The 16,031-nt window shown below is 39.8% G+C and carries 12 protein-coding genes, 2 tRNA genes and 3 pseudogenes; 10 read left to right on the top strand and 7 right to left on the bottom strand.

The features are described 5' to 3' along the window. Positions 1-558: 558 nt before the first annotated feature. The 6 genes and pseudogenes from EAL49_RS07370 to fliK all read right to left on the bottom strand — a co-directional run bounded on the left by EAL49_RS07370 (position 559) and on the right by fliK (position 8,860). A complete protein-coding gene (locus EAL49_RS07370; protein WP_120829657.1) occupies positions 559-2,580 on the bottom strand; it encodes an ATP-dependent helicase in 2,022 nt (673 codons plus the stop codon). Between the two features lie 9 nt (positions 2,581-2,589). Next, positions 2,590-3,729 (bottom strand): Eco57I restriction-modification methylase domain-containing protein, encoded by a 1,140-nt coding sequence (locus EAL49_RS07375; RefSeq protein ID WP_205586101.1) that lies wholly within the window; start codon positions 3,727-3,729, stop codon positions 2,590-2,592. Further along, positions 3,698-4,320, bottom strand: a pseudogene (locus tag EAL49_RS07380) (restriction endonuclease). Before EAL49_RS07380 ends, EAL49_RS07375 begins: the two are co-directional and overlap by 32 nt. 51 nt (positions 4,321-4,371) lie before the next feature. Continuing rightward, entirely contained in the window at positions 4,372-6,189 is a 1,818-nt protein-coding gene (locus EAL49_RS07385) for a flagellar hook protein FlgE (protein WP_120829648.1), read from the bottom strand. Beyond that, positions 6,186-7,241 (bottom strand): flagellar hook assembly protein FlgD, encoded by a 1,056-nt coding sequence (gene flgD, locus EAL49_RS07390; protein WP_120829649.1) that lies wholly within the window; start codon positions 7,239-7,241, stop codon positions 6,186-6,188. The genes EAL49_RS07385 and flgD overlap by 4 nt, the downstream gene beginning before the upstream one ends. 50 nt (positions 7,242-7,291) lie before the next feature. Further along, positions 7,292-8,860 carry a flagellar hook-length control protein FliK gene (gene fliK / locus EAL49_RS07395; RefSeq protein ID WP_120829650.1) on the bottom strand — a complete coding sequence of 523 codons (1,569 nt, stop codon included), beginning with the start codon at positions 8,858-8,860 and terminating at the stop codon, positions 7,292-7,294. A gap of 248 nt (positions 8,861-9,108) precedes the next feature. Between fliK and pta the strand changes: the two are divergent. The 7 genes and pseudogenes from pta (at position 9,109) to hypD (ending at position 14,614) form a co-directional block, all read left to right on the top strand. Continuing rightward, positions 9,109-10,664, top strand: a pseudogene (gene pta, locus EAL49_RS07400) (phosphate acetyltransferase). A 17-nt stretch (positions 10,665-10,681) separates the two neighbouring features. After that, entirely contained in the window at positions 10,682-11,887 is a 1,206-nt protein-coding gene (locus EAL49_RS07405; protein ID WP_120829651.1) for an acetate kinase, read from the top strand. A gap of 97 nt (positions 11,888-11,984) precedes the next feature. After that, entirely contained in the window at positions 11,985-12,284 is a 300-nt protein-coding gene (locus EAL49_RS07410; RefSeq protein ID WP_079362089.1) for a cupin domain-containing protein, read from the top strand. 10 nt (positions 12,285-12,294) lie between these two features. Continuing rightward, positions 12,295-12,423, top strand: coding sequence for a hypothetical protein (locus EAL49_RS08525; protein WP_120829652.1), 129 nt, complete (start codon positions 12,295-12,297; stop codon positions 12,421-12,423). A 111-nt stretch (positions 12,424-12,534) separates the two neighbouring features. Continuing rightward, entirely contained in the window at positions 12,535-13,263 is a 729-nt protein-coding gene (gene hypB / locus EAL49_RS07420) for a hydrogenase nickel incorporation protein HypB (protein WP_120829653.1), read from the top strand. Further along, on the top strand, positions 13,263-13,496 hold the full coding sequence (locus EAL49_RS07425; RefSeq protein WP_000335462.1) for a HypC/HybG/HupF family hydrogenase formation chaperone: 234 nt from the start codon (positions 13,263-13,265) through the stop codon (positions 13,494-13,496). The genes hypB and EAL49_RS07425 overlap by 1 nt, the downstream gene beginning before the upstream one ends. Positions 13,497-13,501: 5 nt before the next feature. Next, positions 13,502-14,614 (top strand): hydrogenase formation protein HypD, encoded by a 1,113-nt coding sequence (gene hypD, locus EAL49_RS07430; RefSeq protein ID WP_120829654.1) that lies wholly within the window; start codon positions 13,502-13,504, stop codon positions 14,612-14,614. Here hypD and EAL49_RS07435 read toward each other — a convergent pair. After that, positions 14,565-15,182 (bottom strand): hypothetical protein, encoded by a 618-nt coding sequence (locus EAL49_RS07435; RefSeq protein WP_120829655.1) that lies wholly within the window; start codon positions 15,180-15,182, stop codon positions 14,565-14,567. The two genes, hypD and EAL49_RS07435, sit on opposite strands and share 50 nt — an antisense overlap. Here EAL49_RS07435 and EAL49_RS07440 point away from each other — a divergent pair. The 3 genes and pseudogenes from EAL49_RS07440 to EAL49_RS07460 all read left to right on the top strand — a co-directional run. Beyond that, positions 15,157-15,231: transfer RNA gene (locus EAL49_RS07440), tRNA-Gln, on the top strand. The two genes, EAL49_RS07435 and EAL49_RS07440, sit on opposite strands and share 26 nt — an antisense overlap. 17 nt (positions 15,232-15,248) lie before the next feature. Then, positions 15,249-15,325: transfer RNA gene (locus tag EAL49_RS07445), tRNA-Met, on the top strand. A gap of 423 nt (positions 15,326-15,748) precedes the next feature. Beyond that, positions 15,749-16,031, top strand: a pseudogene (locus EAL49_RS07460) (SabA family sialic acid-binding adhesin); the annotation flags it as partial.

The following is a 16,031-nucleotide window of genomic DNA, read 5'->3' on the forward strand; positions in this document are numbered from 1 at the left end:
TTAATGTAAAATCACGCCAACGCAAATAGTCATTTTAAGTTATCTCTATATTATATTACTGGTTTTTGTGTTGTGAAAATTTGGAGTATGCTTAGGGTTTGGGATAATAGTGGGTGGTTATCCCAGAAAGGAGATAACCAACTATGAGATTACTATTAGTAATCATAGTTTTAATGGCCCTCGCAACGCCATTATACTAAAATTTTGGCTCTAGCGCAAGCTAGAGTTAAAATCTATGGTTGCTAGCGTTTTTTTGTATTTTTCTTACATCTCATAAAAATCCCATTATAATACTCAAATGATATGACATGGTAGTGATCTTATGCGAATTTGGAGTAATTAGTTTACAAACTGATGGGTTAGGAGATTGCAGTGGGCGACACTCCGTTAGGAGACACCACCATGAAATTCGTTTTTGTAGCGATAGTTTTAGTGGTTACCTTAACACTGCCACTTGATTAAAAACAAGCTCTTAAGAGTTCCTAGCTCTTAGGGGCTTAACTATCTCTATAATCATATCATCTTTTGCTTAAACAAACAACAAAAATTTTTACTATTTCATTGCGGTTTCAAAAGCCCTGCTTCATACAGAAACACCGAAGGCTTATGCTCTTTAGGTTTGGCGTTTTCCCTCAATTCGTTTTTTGCATAAGAGAGCCATAAATTTTCTTTAGCCCTTGTGATAGCGACATAAAAAAGCCGCCTTTCTTCTTCAATGCCCCCACCGGTATTCATAAGCTTATGGTTAGGGAAACGCCCCTCCATTAAATCAATGATATAAACATCTTTAAATTCCAAGCCTTTAGAAGCATGCACGCTCAATAAATTCACGCCCTCGCCTTGCGTGGCTTCATTTGAGCCTATTAAAGTGCCGTTTAAAAAACGCCCTAAATCCTGGTAATTTTTCGCCAAAGAGCTCAGTAATTCCATTTTTTCATTGAAGCGTTTTTGCACTTGGAGTTTTTTAAATTCGTTATAAGATCCGTCCTTATTCTTGGAGCGCTCTTTTAAAAGGCGTGTTTTAATCGTCTGAAAAAACGCGCTTTCTATGGTGTGTTTGATTAAAGCGCTAGGGGAATGGGTAGGGGCTTTGGTGTAAAGAGTGAAAAAATCGCTTAACATTTTAGCCCCATTGAGTGAGATTTTAGGGTGCATCAACACCGGGTGCGAATGAAACGCCTTAGCGATCACGCTATTAAACCTTGAGCTGTTTTCTAAAGCAAAAATTTCTTCAAAAAGCCCCATGGAGGTGATTTCTTTTTTCTTGGTGTAAATTTTGGCTTCTTTATTGGGGTGGGTTAGGGCTGATTTCAAATCCCCATTGCCTAAAAGCATCAAGGCTTCATGAATGTCTTTAGCAGTGTTAGAGCCAATATCATTCGCATAGCTTAAAACATGAATGGCTGCCATAATGTCTTTAGGGTTAAAGATGAGCGTGCAAATATCTAACGCTAACGCCACTTCTTTGGATTCAAAAAAGCTTGCGCTCCCCTTTCTTTTGCTTGGCACATTGTTAGCTCTTAAAGCGGCTTCTAATTGATCCGCGCTGGCGTTATTCCTAAAAATCACTGCCACTTCTTTAAAACCTTTTCGCATCACAATGCGTTTAGCGATGTCTTGGCATTGCGCGATATTGTCGTTGTAATTTAAAAGCGTGGGCTTGTTAAAATCCCCTGATTTCACCACTTCTAAATTTTTAGGGTAAATGCGTTGGTTGTGCTGTATCACTTGGTTAGCGAGATCTAAAATTTCTTTAGAAGAGCGGTAGTTTTTAGTGAGCGTGAAAACCTGGGCGTTTTTGTATTTTTGAGTGAAATTAGAAATGATAGAAATATCTGCCCCGTTAAAAGCGTAAATGCTTTGATCATAATCGCCCACGCAAAACAAACTAGGGGGGTTGATAGCGTCTAAAATGGATTCTTGTAAGGGGTTGGTGTCTTGAAATTCATCGCAAAGCACTTCTTTATAAGGGCTAGGCGTCTCTAACATCGCTTTTTTAAAGAGCAGTAACAAGTCGTTATAGTCAATATAATTGTGCTTTTTTTTGGTGTTTTCAAATTCTTCTAAAATGTTTTCATAAAAGGTGGCGTATGGGGTGTGTTCAGGGTTTTTATTAGAAAGCCATGCGCTAAAATCTTCTTGTTTTAGGGCGTTAGTGTAAAGAGAATAAAGGGCGTATAAATGTTGCGAAGTGTAGGGCTTTTTATCGTCATCTATGGCGTTTTTAGTGTCCATAATGCTTTCTAAAAGCTTTCTTAATTCTTTGGGTTGTTTTAAGCTTAAGTTAGGGTAATGCTCTTTTAAATAGCGATACGCCACCGCATGGAAAGTGCCAGCTTCAATTTTTGAGCTTAATTTGGAATATTTAGCCACCCTAGCGATCATTTCATTACTCGCTTTATTGGTGAAAGTTAAAAGCAGGATTTCTTCAGGCTTGATGCCGTTATCAAGCAGGTGTAAAATGCGCCCCACAATCGTAGAGGTCTTTCCTGTGCCAGCGCTTGCAATGATTAAATTATGCCCTTGTAAAGCCGAAGCCGCTTTCAGTTGCTCAGGGTTTAATTGTAAGGTTTCTAGCACCATTTATCCTCAAAAATCTTTAGGCAAAAGAGCGTTTTCTAAAGAGCGTTGCGAAAACAAAAAACGCCCGTCGCACACAAAGCCTAATTCCTGCCAGTTGATAGCGTTGAGTTTATCGCAGAGGTTTTGCAAATCTAAATTTTGGTTATAAGGGAATAGCGCTAGAATGGAGCCGTCATAATTAGGGCATTGGTGGATAAAAAAGGGGTTTTTTTGGCGCGTTTTGGCGTTGACATAAATGCGTTTTTTAGGGGATATGCAATGCATTCTCCCCCACTCAAACCAGTTACTTTCATTGAACTTTTTAATCTTTCTTTGCATCAAGCTTTCTTTATGCTGGAGTAAATAATCATTAGGCTTATTGACAAAAACCATTTTTTCTAAAGCGTTAGTTCTTTTCGTGATTGAGGTGACAAATTCTAAATTCCCGTATGTTTCATTTTTAAAAATCTTATCGCACCCGCTCACTGCCCCCACTTTAACCTGAAAAACCTCGCTTAATTTTTGCGTGTAAGATTGGTTGAGGAAATACAAAATGCCTTTTTTGCACAAAAATTGCAAACCATCGTTGGTGATTCTACTGAAATTGCCCTTACAAAAACGAAAAATCACGCAATTAGGCATGGCATTTGGGAAAATCTTTTGATCGCCCAGTTCAAAAAAATGCGTTATCGTGCCTTCTTTGTAAATCCATTCGTTTAATTTCACGCTAGAAGTGGATTTTAAAAAATCCCTTGGGGTGATGAAAATCAATTCGCCTTTAGGTTTTAAATGCTTGATCGATTTTTCTATGAAAAACAAGTAGAGATTACTCCTTTCATCAAAAAGGCTGTAATGGAGTTTTTCTTTGGTGCTTGGCGCAATATCCTTGTGCTTGACATAGGGCGGGTTACCGATAATCGTGTCAAATTGATTTTCTAAAGGGTAGTCAAAAAAGTCCATGCAAAGGGCATTTTTAGGGCAGATTTTAGGATCGATTTCAATCCCTACAGCCTTTTTTAAGCGTTTTAAAAAACTCCCATCGCCCGCGCTTGGCTCTAAAACACTCCCATGATTGTGTTTGAGAGTGAGCATGAAATCCACTATCTTTTTAGGGGTGAAAACCTGCCCTAAGGTTTTAATATCTAATTGATACAAAAAATTCTCCAAAAACTTCTCTTAATAAATATTAGCTCGTAACTTAACGCTTTTGGCTAGAGCGCTTAAGATGAAGTTTTTACTTCCATCAAAGTCTCTTTGAACGATTTCTCTGTTGTTATCCCACTTGCATTGGAAGGGCAAGTTATTGGGTTGGAGAGTTTGAATACCTTTTAAGGAATTGATAAAAACATCTTTAGGATCGTTTTTGTTGATAATCAAAAAATAATAGTCTCTATTAGTGTTTTTGCCTAAGTCTTTATGAAGTTTTTGAAAGTATTTTTCCCATGCGATTTCGTTATTGAACTCCGGCACTAAGCCGCACAACGCATAATAAATCCCTAATTTACCATTAAGATTGTCAGCGGTTTTTGTGGTGGTGGTTTTAATATTAACAGGATAAAAAATATCGTTTTCTTCAAAACTAAAATCCCACCACTCTCTAGCTTTTGGTAGTTGGATAGGAAAATAATCCTTAATGGTATTTAAAATTTCTTCTTCATTGACAGATGAATTTAATCGCCCATCTTGTAAGGGTTGAGACAAACTATAAGGGTTTGTTTTTAAAAATTCTGCAATTTCATTAAGCTGTGTGGGTATCATTAAATATCCTTATTAAAAAGGGTATTTTACCACACTCCTTATTTCAGCCCCTTATTTTTTCAAGCTAATGGCTTCTTTAATCATGTCATCGCCCGCGCCAAAGGCTCTAGCGTTCATAGAATAGCCTCTTTGCATTAAAATGAGATTGGTTAGGGCGTTTCCGGCATTCACGTTGCTCGTTTCTAAATATTTATGCCTGATTTTCCCAAACTTGAGCTTGCCCTCTTCGTCCCACCCTAAAATGGGGTTACCGCTTAGGGGTCTGTTTTCGCCATTAATGGTGCCTTCTTGCATTTCATAGAGGTTGCCGCCGATTTTTCTTAAGCCTTGATCGTTAGTGAAAGCTAAAATGCCGATGCGAGCGACCGGCTCTACCACCCCGTTACTAAAGGCTAGAGAAATCACGCCGTTTTCTTCAATGCGCATGTCTCTAAAAATGCCCCTAGGCTTGCCGTCTTGACTCGCTTCTAAAAGTTTAGAGTCTTGGTAAGACAAATCGCTAGAATCATGGTTTTCGCTCTTATCTAAAGAATAGGTGAGCTTATTACCCTTAAAATCCAAAGTCATGGGGGCGGATTTCATTTTATGCGTGGCTGAATCAAAGCCGACAATTTCCCAAGTAGAATCATTGATAGGGGTTTTGTTTTTGGGATCCACGATGTAGCTTTTCACTTCCCAAGTTTGGTTTTTCCTTTTACTCGTGGGGCTTGATGTGGGATCGTTGGAATTGGTCATGTAATATTCGCTTTGGAGCAAGTATTTATCCCCGGCTTTATCATAAATATCCACTTCTGTGCTGTAATAAGGGATTTTAATCGCTACTGAATCCCTACTGATGCCCTTTTTTAGTTCCATTCCGTCCGCTTTCAAGCCCAATTTATCCGCAATGCCCCCGCTCAAGCTAAAGGTGATAGGCGTTTCGCTAGGATTAGCGATCTCTAATAAAAGGGGAGGGCTTTTGGCGTCTTTTTCGCTTTTGATGAGGTTTAAGTCTAGCCCGGTTTTTTCTTTAAGGAGTTTTTGCAAATCGCCTAAAGTTTTGAACTGGTTTTCGCCTTTTTCAGCGTCCCCATAAGTGAAAACAAAATCCTCTTTTTTGCCATCTTCTTTTTGGATACTGATGTTTAATTTACGATTAGTGATCGCGTCTATGGGCTCGTTATCGTCATTCGCCAAAGCGTTAATGTCCTGGTTTAAAAAACGCTCTTTAATGATTTCGCCCTTATCGTTTAAGAAAAAATCTTGCACGCCTTTTAAATGGTCTTTAGGGTTTAGATTCACGCTAATACCCACTTTCGTGCTAAGCACGGGCTGGTAAGTCAAATCTTGGGGGATTTGTAAGGGCGAAAGGGTGTTGCCATGCAATTTTTCAATGTCTTCATCTCTAGCGGTGGAATTGAGCGTGCCGTCTTTGATTTTTTTCAAATCAATGCCATAAACATAATAGCCCTCAGGGGTTACTAAATAGCCATCAGCGTCTCGTGCGAAATTGCCGGCACGCGTGAGAAAATTATCCTGTTTCTTGCTAAAGCCGTCTTTATTAATGGTCATTTCCCCATTTTTATTGGGCCCTATCACAAACCAGCCCTTGCCTTGATACGCCATATGAAATTCCCCCTCGCTTGGCATGTATTCCCCGTCTTTATTAGAAAGGACATTGCCTGAGCCTGTAACGCCGTAATTTCGGTCATTAGCCACAACGGATTTGGCGTTCAAAGCGTCTAAGTGCGAAGAAAACAAGGTCTTAAACTCCGGATCATTGGAGCGATAGCCTAAAGTATTGACATTGGCGATATTATTTGAAAGGCTGTCAATGCCAAACTGGTGGGTTTTAATCCCGCTATAAGCGTTTAATAAGGTGTCGTTCATGCTGTCTCTTTAGGGGGGTTTTGGGGTTTTTGATCAAGCGGTTTTTGATCAGAGAGTTTTTGTTCAAGCGGCTTTTGCTCAGAGAGTTTCTGTTCAAGCGGCTTTTGATCAGAGAGTTTCTGTTCAAGCGGTTTTTGATCAAGCGGTTTTTGTTCAGAGAGTTTCTGTTCAATCGGTTTTTGTTCAATGGGCTTTTGTTCAGAGAGTTTCTGTTCAAGGGCTTTTTGATCAAGCGGTTTTTGATCCGGTTTATAAAACTCTATCGCGCTGTCTATGGGTAAAATCATTTCGCCCATTCTTAACATGGGCTTGCCTTTGTCAAAAATCACGCTCTCCACCTCGCCCCTACCAATGCGCGTTTGCAAATACTGCTTGCTGTGAGAGTCTAAATTGTATTCAGCCTTGATTTTGTAATTGCCTTTAGGGACTTTTTCGCCCTTTTCATTTGTGCCGTCCCATTCAAAATTGATATACCCCTTTTGCCCGTTATAATCTTTTAAAGAAATCGTTTTGACTAATTCATTGTTTTCATTTAAGATTTGAATCGCTGGCACTCCTTTAGAAGCGTCAATTTTTTCATCAAAAAAGAGCGAAAAAGAAAGCTTGTTGTTGCCATCAAAATTCGCCCCGCTCACATCGGTTTCAGCGATTTTGCCTATCATGCTCACAGAATTAAGGGCGCTTACTTCCCTTAAAGCGTTATTCGCTTTCAAGCTATCGTCCATGCCTTTATTCAGGTTTTCCATGGTGTCTTTTAAAGCGCCCTGAAAGTCTTTTAAAGATTCGTTAGTTTCTTTATTGGATTTCATCGCACTGGCGACTTCTTGCATGGTTTTTTTGTTTTCTTCTTGCATTTCCACTTGCGTGAGTTGCGCGGTTTGGGTGATGATTTTATCCGTTTCCATAGGAGCGGTGGGGTCTTGATTTTTCAATTGCTCTAAAAAGAGTTTCATGAAAGCGTTTTTATCCAACCCGTTAGCGATGGTGGGCTGCTCTTTTTTCCTTTCTTGCGCGGCTTTAGCTCCTGTAACTTCTGCTAAATCAATGGCCATGATCTCTTCCTTATTAAAGATGTTTTATTATAGAGCAAACTCGCTTAAAATCACGCATAAAGAGTGATTTGCATGCTCGTTTCTTGGTTTTCATGGTCTGTATTCTCTTGGTAGCTTTTTAGGGCGTTTTCTTTTAAGGGGGTTGATTCTTGCTCTTTGAATAGCTCTCTTAGTTGCTCTTTGGGTTGCTCTTTGGAAGAATCTTGCGAAAAGCTCAAATCCACTCCTTCAAAACCTAAAGCGTTCAAGCTGTTTTTGAGATCCTGTTGGTTGTCTAAAAAGGTTTGCAAGCTGTTGTTATGAGAAATCACGCTCACTTTAAGGTTTTTACCCACTTTTTGAATAATCACTTCAACCTTGCCTAATTCCTTAGGGAATAAATCCATAGAGATCCTACTCATAGGGGGTTTGTATTCTTGGATTTCTTGCTTCAATTGTTGGGTGAAATGCTTGATCGTCTCTTTAGGGGCGATGCTTTTATTCTCGCTTGTCTTATCGCTAGCTTGGGTGTTTTGCGCGTTTTGAGCGCTGTTACTAGCTTCTTTAGTTTTTTCTTTATTATCGCTTGCTTCTTTAGTTTTTTCTTCTTTTTCTAGGGGCGTTGGAGGGTTATCGTTAGGGGGGTTAGCTCCTATTAAAGGCATTAAAGGGGGCGTTTTAAGAGAGATTTTAGGGGCATTTTCTGGCGTTACGCTTGGGGCTGTAGTTTGAGTTTTAGTTTGGGTTTTTTCTGACTTTTTTTTAGAAAGCGTTTTATCCCTTTTAATGGCGTTCATCTGTAAAGCTTCCTTTAAAGGGGGCGTTTTTTTTTCATTATTTTGGGGGTTTGCGTGTTCTTTATTGTGCGGTTCTTTTTTTTCTAAGGATTGCAAAACGCTAGAAAGGTTGGCGGTATTTTTAGCGTCGTTCTTTGCAAGGGTGTGGTTAGTGGGCGTTTGCGTTGTTTTCAAAGCAAGCTGATCGCTCGCATTTAAGGGGTTTTTATTTTCTGGGGTCGTTGCCGCTTGAATGTTGCTAGCGTTTAAGTCATGTTTTTGGCTGAGCGTTTGGATGTCTTTAAGGGTTTTTGGCTCTTTAGCGTTATGAGTTGGGGCTGTGGGGTTTTTGATAGCGTTGTTAGCGTGGTTGGGAGTTATGGGGTTTTTACTAAGCAAATTTGTTTGATGAGCGTTAGAAGTAACTTCGTTAGGCTTTTTTCCATTTTTGTTTAAAGTTTCGTTAGGGGTTTTGGGGTTAGTTTCATTAGCCTCATGGGTTTCATGTTGAGTCTCATGTTTGGCTGTTGTTTTTTTGTGGTTGAGCCAATCTTTTAAGGTAGGGGCTTGTTGGTCTTTAGCGGGATTTTGAGCGTGTTGGTGGGGTAGGGTAGGGGTTTTTTCAAGCGCTTTAGCGTCCTCTTTAGCGTTCTCTTTAGCGTCTTGGGGCGTGGCTTTTAAAGCGTTAGGATTTTCTTTAGGGGCGGTTTTGTCTTTAGAGATCTTTTGGTTTAAGATCTTACTGAAATCCTTTGATGCGCTTTTAGAGGCGTTTTTGGTGTCTTCGTTTTTCGCTCCGCTATTTATTAAAGTGCTTGCGTTGGCGCTTGCGTTGGTGTGAATGGGATTAACAGGAGATGGCATGATTATCCTTTAAAACAACTCTTTTATTTTACATGGTGGGAGTTAAGCAAAAAGAGTTCCTTAAGACGCGTGATCAAATCTGAAAAATGCTAAAGGTGTTTTTTAAAACGAAAAACCCATTTTTTAAAAATAAAAATTGTCGTTATTCGCACTTAATGAGAACAGAGGTTTTTAAAACTATGGTTTCGTTTAGGTTTAATTAAATTTTGCTACAATCAAATAAAAACGATGATTTTAGGGAGATTGGCATGCAAAGTTTATGGATTTACCCAGAGGATACAGAAGTTTTAGGGGTTGCTTGTAAGAGCCTTTTAAAAGTGCTAAAGCCACGCTATCAAAAAATCGCCTTGTTTTCGCCCATTGATGGGGGGTGTGAGAGCTTTGGGGAGCACTATGGCTTGAGCTCTTTAGAATTTCATAGCGCCATAGACAAACAAAAGGCTTTAGAGCTTGTAAGCACCGCTCAAGAAGAGTTACTATTTGAAACGATTCTCAAACGCTATAATGAATTACAAACCACGCATGATTTTGTCATTAATTTAGGGTATGCGCCGAAGTTTTTCTTAAACGCTCTTTTAGATTTAAACACCACTTTAGCCAAGCATTTAAACGCTCCTATTGTGGCTGTCGCGCAAACGAGTTTGGAATATTTGAAAGCCATGCATTCTCATATTCTCAAAAAAGAAGCTCCTTTCGCTCTAGGGCTATTAACCGGCGAAATGCATGAAAAACCGGATTTTTTAAGTGCGTCTCTTTGCAAGCAACAATGCACATTAGAAGCGGGTGTGGTTGAAAATTTATTGCAAATAAAAAGCGAGATTACCACCCCTTTAGCCTTTCAAATGGGCTTGGAAAAAAAGGCTAAAAAGCAGATTAAAAAAGTGGTTTTACCAGAGAGCGAAGATGAAAGGATTTTGAAAGCCGTGCATCGTTTGAACGCTATGGGCGCGGTGGGATTGATTTTATTGGGCGATAAAGAAGCCATTAACTCCCAAGCGAAAAATTTGAACTTGAATTTAGAAAATGCAGAAATCATTGATCCCAACACTTCTCATTATAGAGAAGAGTTCGCTAATCATTTGTATGAATTACGAAAATCAAAGGGATTGAGTGAGCAAGAAGCTAAGCAATTAGTGTTGGATAAGACTTATTTTGCGACCATGCTCGTGCATTTAGGCTATGCGCATGCGATGGTTTCTGGAGCGATCCACACTACCGCTGATACCATTAGACCCGCTTTACAAATCATTAAAACCAAGCCCGGCGTGAGCCTGGTTTCAAGCGTGTTTTTAATGTGTTTAGACACTCAAGTGCTAGTTTTTGGGGATTGCGCGATTATCCCTAACCCTAGCCCTAAAGAATTAGCTGAAATCGCTATCACTTCCGCACAAAGCGCTAAGCAATTCAATATCGCGCCTAAAGTGGCCCTACTCTCTTATGCGACAGGCAATTCCGCGCAAGGCGAAATGATAGACAAAATCAACGAAGCTAGAGAGATCGCTCAGCGTTTGGATCCACAATTAGAAATTGATGGCCCTTTACAATTTGACGCTTCCATTGATAAAAGCGTAGCGAAGAAAAAATGCCTAATAGCCAAGTGGCCGGGCAAGTTAGCGTTTTTATTTTCCCGGATTTAAACGCTGGGAATATCGCTTATAAAGCGGTGCAACGGAGCGCTAAAGCCGTGGCAATAGGGCCAATCTTACAAGGTTTGAATAAGCCCATTAACGATTTGAGTAGGGGCGCTTTAGTGGAAGATATTGTTAACACCGTTTTGATTAGCGCCCTTCAAGCGCAAGATTAATCCACTAGGAGGAATTGATGGAAATTTTAGTTTTGAATCTGGGCAGTTCGTCTATTAAGTTTAAATTGTTTGACATGAAAGAAAATAAGCCCTTAGCGAGCGGTTTAGCCGAAAAAATCGGCGAAGAAATAGGGCAGTTGAAAATCAGATCGCATTTGCACCATAACGAGCAAGAGCTTAAAGAAAAGCTTGTGATTAAAGATCATGCGAGCGGGCTTTTAATGATTCGTGAGAGTTTAACGAAAATGGGGATCATCAAAGATTTCAATCAAATTGACGCTATAGGGCATCGTGTGGTTCAAGGAGGGGATAAATTCCATGCTCCCGTCTTAGTCAATGAAAAAGTCATGCAAGAAATTGGCAAGCTTTCCATTTTAGCCCCTTTGCACAACCCGGCGAATTTAGCCGGTATTGAGTTCGTTCAAAAAGTGCACCCCCATATCCCTCAAATCGCTGTTTTTGACACCGCATTCCATGCCAGCATGCCTAGTTACGCTTACATGTATGCGTTACCTTATGAATTGTATGAAAAGTATCAAATCCGCCGTTATGGCTTCCATGGGACTTCACACCATTATGTGGCTAAAGAAGCGGCGAAGTTTTTGAATATTGCTTATGAGGAATTTAATGCGATCAGTTTGCATTTAGGGAACGGCTCAAGCGCAGCCGCCATTCAAAAGGGCAAGAGCGTGGACACTTCTATGGGGCTAACCCCTTTAGAAGGCTTGATCATGGGCACAAGGTGTGGGGATATTGACCCCACTGTGGTAGAATACATTGCGCAATGCGCGAACAAGAGCTTAGAAGAAGTGATGAAAATTTTAAACCATGAAAGCGGCTTGAAAGGCATTTGTGGGGATAATGACGCTAGGAATATAGAAATGAGAGCCAAAAAGGGCGATAAGCAAGCCAAGCTCGCTTTTGAAATGTGCGCTTATCGCATTAAAAAACACATTGGGGCTTACATGGTAGTCTTAAAAAAAGTAGATGCGATCCTCTTTACAGGGGGATTAGGGGAAAACTACTCGGCTTTAAGGGAGAGCGTGTGTGAAGGCTTAGAAAATTTAGGGATCGCTTTACACAAGCCCACGAACGACAATCCGGGTAACGCCCTAGTGGATTTGAGCCAACCTGACGCTAAAGTCCAGGTTTTACGAATCCCCACTGATGAAGAGCTAGAAATCGCTTTGCAAACCAAAAAGGTTTTGGAAAAAACAGAATAAAGAATTGTTTAAGAAATCTATAAGAAATTTTTGGGTAAAAAATTAGCTTTCTTAAATTAAGTTCTAAATTAAGAAAATATCACACTAGGAGTTTTTGATGGAAGTGGTTCATTTTTTAGAGGGTGTTTGTTTTGAGAAACTTCATATTGAAGCGCTGAATGAAAATTCTTCCAATAAAGAAATCCGCATTTGCATGCCCAAGGGAGCTGTCATGGACAAACACAAGGCCCCGGGAGCGATCAGCGTGCAGGTTTTAGAGGGAAAAATCGTTTTTGAAGTGGGAGATGAAAAAATAGAAATGCCAAAAGGGGCGTTAATCAGCCTGGAAGCCCAAGTTTTGCATCGTTTGGACGCTTTAGAAAATAGCGTTATAAGATTGTCTTTGAGTAAAAAATAAGGAAAATCAAATGATGAAAGCCGTTTTTATCAATGTTTGGTATTTGCTTTTAACCATCATTTTATTAATCATCATCTGGAGGATCATTAGGTTAGTTTTAAAGAATAAAAACGACAGCGACGATAAGGGGTTAGGGTAAAGCATGTTTTTGATCTAAAAAGATGAGCCAAGAAGATAAAAGAAGTTGTTAAATCATAGCCGTTTAATTAAGCGCGCTACGATACGAAAATTTTAAAAGAAAGGAACAAGCATGAGCGAACAACGAAAAGAATCTTTACAAAATAACCCTAATTTGAGTAAAAAAGATGTCAAAATTGTGGAAAAGATTTTGAGCAAGAACGACATTAAAGCCGCTGAAATGAAAGAACGCTATTTAAAAGAAGGGCTGTATGTGTTGAATTTCATGAGCTCTCCTGGCAGCGGAAAAACCACGATGCTAGAAAATCTAGCGGATTTTAAAGACTTCAAGTTTTGCGTGGTAGAGGGCGATTTGCAAACCAATAGAGATGCGGACAGATTGCGTAAAAAAGGCGTGAGCACGCACCAAATCACCACCGGCGAAGCGTGCCATTTGGAAGCGAGCATGATTGAAGGGGCGTTTGATTTGCTCAAAAATGAGGGAGCGTTAGAAAAAAGCGATTTTTTAATCATTGAAAATGTAGGGAATTTGGTTTGCCCTTCAAGCTATAATTTAGGGGCGGCGATGAATATCGTTTTACTCTCCGTCCCAGAGGGCGATGATAAGGTGCTAAAATACCCTACGATGTTTATGTGCGCGGATGCGGTGATTATCAGTAAAGCGGACATGATTGAGGTGTTTAATTTCAGGGTTTCTCAAGTCAAAGAAGACATGCAAAAATTAAAGCCTGAAGCCCCCATTTTTTTAATGAGCTCTAAAGACCCTAAAAGTTTGGAAGATTTTAAAAATTTTCTTTTAGAAAAAAAGCGTGGAAATTACCAATCCACGCATTCGTTTTAATGTGTTTAGCGATCCCTTCTAAAGTCATAGCCATTAACGATAATGTGGCGCTCTTGGAAACTTTAGGCGTTCAAAGAGAGGCGAGCTTGGATTTAATGGGCGAATCCGTTAAAGTGGGCGATTATGTGTTGTTGCACATCGGCTATGTGATGAGTAAGATTGATGAAAAAGAAGCCCTAGAATCCATTGAGCTTTATCAAGAAATGATCGCCAAAATGAACGAAACGCAATAATAACAATGAGCGTTGATCACCTCATTTCGCCCTTTAGAGACAAGCAAACCCTTTTAGCGTTCTCTAATGCAATCAAAAAACTCGCTTTCAAGCTTGAAAAAAAATTAGTCATCATGGAAGTGTGCGGAGGGCATACGCATTCTCTCATGAAATACGGGCTTTTAGATTTGATGCCTAACAATTTAGAGTTTGTGCATGGGCCGGGGTGTCCGGTATGCGTGATGCCAAGAGCACGCCTTGATGAAGCTTACGAACTCGCTATGATCAAAGATAGCATTATCTTAAGTTTAGGGGATATGATGAGAGTCCCGGGGAGCTATGGGAGTTTGATACAAGCCAGAGAAAAGGGGCTGGATGCGTGCTTTTTGTATTCGCCCATGCAAGCTTTAGAAGTCGCTAAAGAAAACCCGCATAAAAAAGTCATTTACATTGCGATCGGTTTTGAAACCACCACGCCCATGACGGCGAGCGTTTTATTGAATGCAAAAAAAGAAAAATTAAAAAATCTTTTTTTCCACATCAACCACATTCTAGTGCCTCCAAGCGTGAGCGCGATTTTACAAGATCCAGCATGCCAAATTAACGCTCTTTTAGCCCCTAGCCATGTGAGCGTGATCAGCGGTGCTCAAATCTACGCTCCTTTAGTGGATCGCTTTAAAATCCCCATTATCGTGAGTGGTTTTGAGCCGGTGGATATATTAGAAAGCGTGCTGATGCTTATCAAACAAGCCTTAAACAAAGAAGCCAAGCTAGAAATCCAATACAAAAGAGCGGTGAGCTATGAAGGGAATGTGAAAGCGCAAGAGTTAGTCAATGCTTGCATGGAAGTGAGAGAAAATTTTGAATGGAGGGGCCTTGGGAATATCAAACATTCCGCTCTCAAACTCAAAGAAACGTTCGCTTCTTATGACGCTGAAAAAGTCTTTAAAGAACACTTAAGCCACAAAACTTCTAAAGAAAACAAGGCATGCAAGTGTGGGGAGATTTTAAAAGGCATCGCTAAGCCCCCAGACTGCTCATTATTCGCCACAACTTGCACCCCACAAAACCCGATCGGCAGTTGCATGGTCAGCTCTGAGGGGGCGTGCGCGGCGTATTATCGTTACAAGCGCGTTTGAGTTTTAGAAATTGCTTTTTAGTGAAATCGCTCAAACCTTCGCAATTGACATCCACGCTTTTAGGGGTTTTTTCTTTTTTTATAACCGGTTTTTGATAAGCCCTTTTCCTCACGCTCGCCTGGATTATTTTAAAATCAAAAGGGTAATTCAAAGCTTTTAGGATTTTTTGCGCTTCTGTAAAATGGGCTTTCAGGTGGTTGGTGTAATAATCTTTTTCTGTTTCAAAGGCTTTCAAGAAACTCGGGTGCGTGAAATAGATTTTTAGGATTTGATGCTCAATTTTAGCGTATCTAAACCCTTTCTTTAAATCCCCTAAAATTCCAGCGACATAACGATTAATCACCTCTTTTCGCTTGAGCTGGAGCTTTAGATTGTTAAACGCAGACATTTGGCCGATTTTTTTAAACAGCAAAAAGGTTTCTTTCTTTTTTAAATAGCGCTCATAAATCAAAGGGTTAAAATGGTTTTCCATGATGAAATTATAGCGTCTTAGCTTGACTTTTTTAAAAAGCTTTTGTATAATGCTTCTTTTATTTTGTTGTTGGGGTGTCGCCAAGCGGTAAGGCACCAGGTTTTGGTCCTGGCATTCCGAGGTTCGAATCCTTGCACCCCAGCCATTTTTCCTTTATTTTGGCGCGGAGTAGAGCAGTCCGGTAGCTCGTTGGGCTCATAACCCAAAGGTCAGTGGTTCAAATCCATTCTCCGCAACCAATCCCTTTTTTTAAATTTAACTCTGTTTAATAGAATTTAAAAAATGCTTTAGCATTTTTAAGATAAATAATAAAAGAGCTTGCGTCAAGCAAGCGATAACTTTACTAAAAAAGCGGTCTTGGGGGGTTAGGGGGATTTTAAGGGGGTTAAGGGGGGTGTTATCGCAAAATACCCCCCTATCCCCTTAAGAAAATGGGTTTTATTAAAACAAAGCTTAACCATCGTTTTACCACCAAACGAAACAAAAAACACCAAAATCAAAAAAATGACAAAATTTTCCCCAAATGACAAAAAAAAAAAAACGCTTTATGCTATAATACTCCAAATACATTCCAATGCAAATGCATTCTAATGCAAATGTATTTTAATGAATGTATGAAATCCCTAATACTAATTCAATTTAATCCAAAAAGGAGAAAAAACATGAAAAAACACATCCTTTCATTAACTTTAGGCTCGCTTTTAGTTTCCGCATTGAGCGCTGAAGACGACGGCTTTTACACAAGCGTAGGCTATCAAATCGGTGAAGCCGCTCAAATGGTGAAAAACACCAAAGGCATCCAACAGCTTTCAGACAATCAATTATGAAAAGCTGAACAACCTTTTGAACAATTACAGCACCCTAAACACCCTTATCAAATTATCCGCTGATCCGAGCGCGATTAACGACGCAAGGGATAATCTAGGCTCAAGCTCTAGGAATTTG

It is taken from the genome of Helicobacter pylori (assembly GCF_003637665.1).
GTDB lineage: Bacteria > Campylobacterota > Campylobacteria > Campylobacterales > Helicobacteraceae > Helicobacter > Helicobacter pylori_CK.

What these genes read in the sequence shown, in the direction of transcription:
- EAL49_RS08525 (WP_120829652.1), top strand. Translation starts at nt 12,295, where the DNA reads ATGATGAAAGCCGTTTTTATCAATGTTTGGTATTTGCTTTTAACCATC.
- EAL49_RS07405 (WP_120829651.1), top strand. Translation starts at nt 10,682, where the DNA reads ATGGAAATTTTAGTTTTGAATCTGGGCAGTTCGTCTATTAAGTTTAAA.
- flgD (WP_120829649.1), bottom strand. Translation starts at nt 7,241, where the DNA reads ATGGCCATTGATTTAGCAGAAGTTACAGGAGCTAAAGCCGCGCAAGAA.
- hypB (WP_120829653.1), top strand. Translation starts at nt 12,535, where the DNA reads ATGAGCGAACAACGAAAAGAATCTTTACAAAATAACCCTAATTTGAGT.
- EAL49_RS07425 (WP_000335462.1), top strand. Translation starts at nt 13,263, where the DNA reads ATGTGTTTAGCGATCCCTTCTAAAGTCATAGCCATTAACGATAATGTG.
- hypD (WP_120829654.1), top strand. Translation starts at nt 13,502, where the DNA reads ATGAGCGTTGATCACCTCATTTCGCCCTTTAGAGACAAGCAAACCCTT.
- fliK (WP_120829650.1), bottom strand. Translation starts at nt 8,860, where the DNA reads ATGCCATCTCCTGTTAATCCCATTCACACCAACGCAAGCGCCAACGCA.
- EAL49_RS07385 (WP_120829648.1), bottom strand. Translation starts at nt 6,189, where the DNA reads ATGAACGACACCTTATTAAACGCTTATAGCGGGATTAAAACCCACCAG.
- EAL49_RS07410 (WP_079362089.1), top strand. Translation starts at nt 11,985, where the DNA reads ATGGAAGTGGTTCATTTTTTAGAGGGTGTTTGTTTTGAGAAACTTCAT.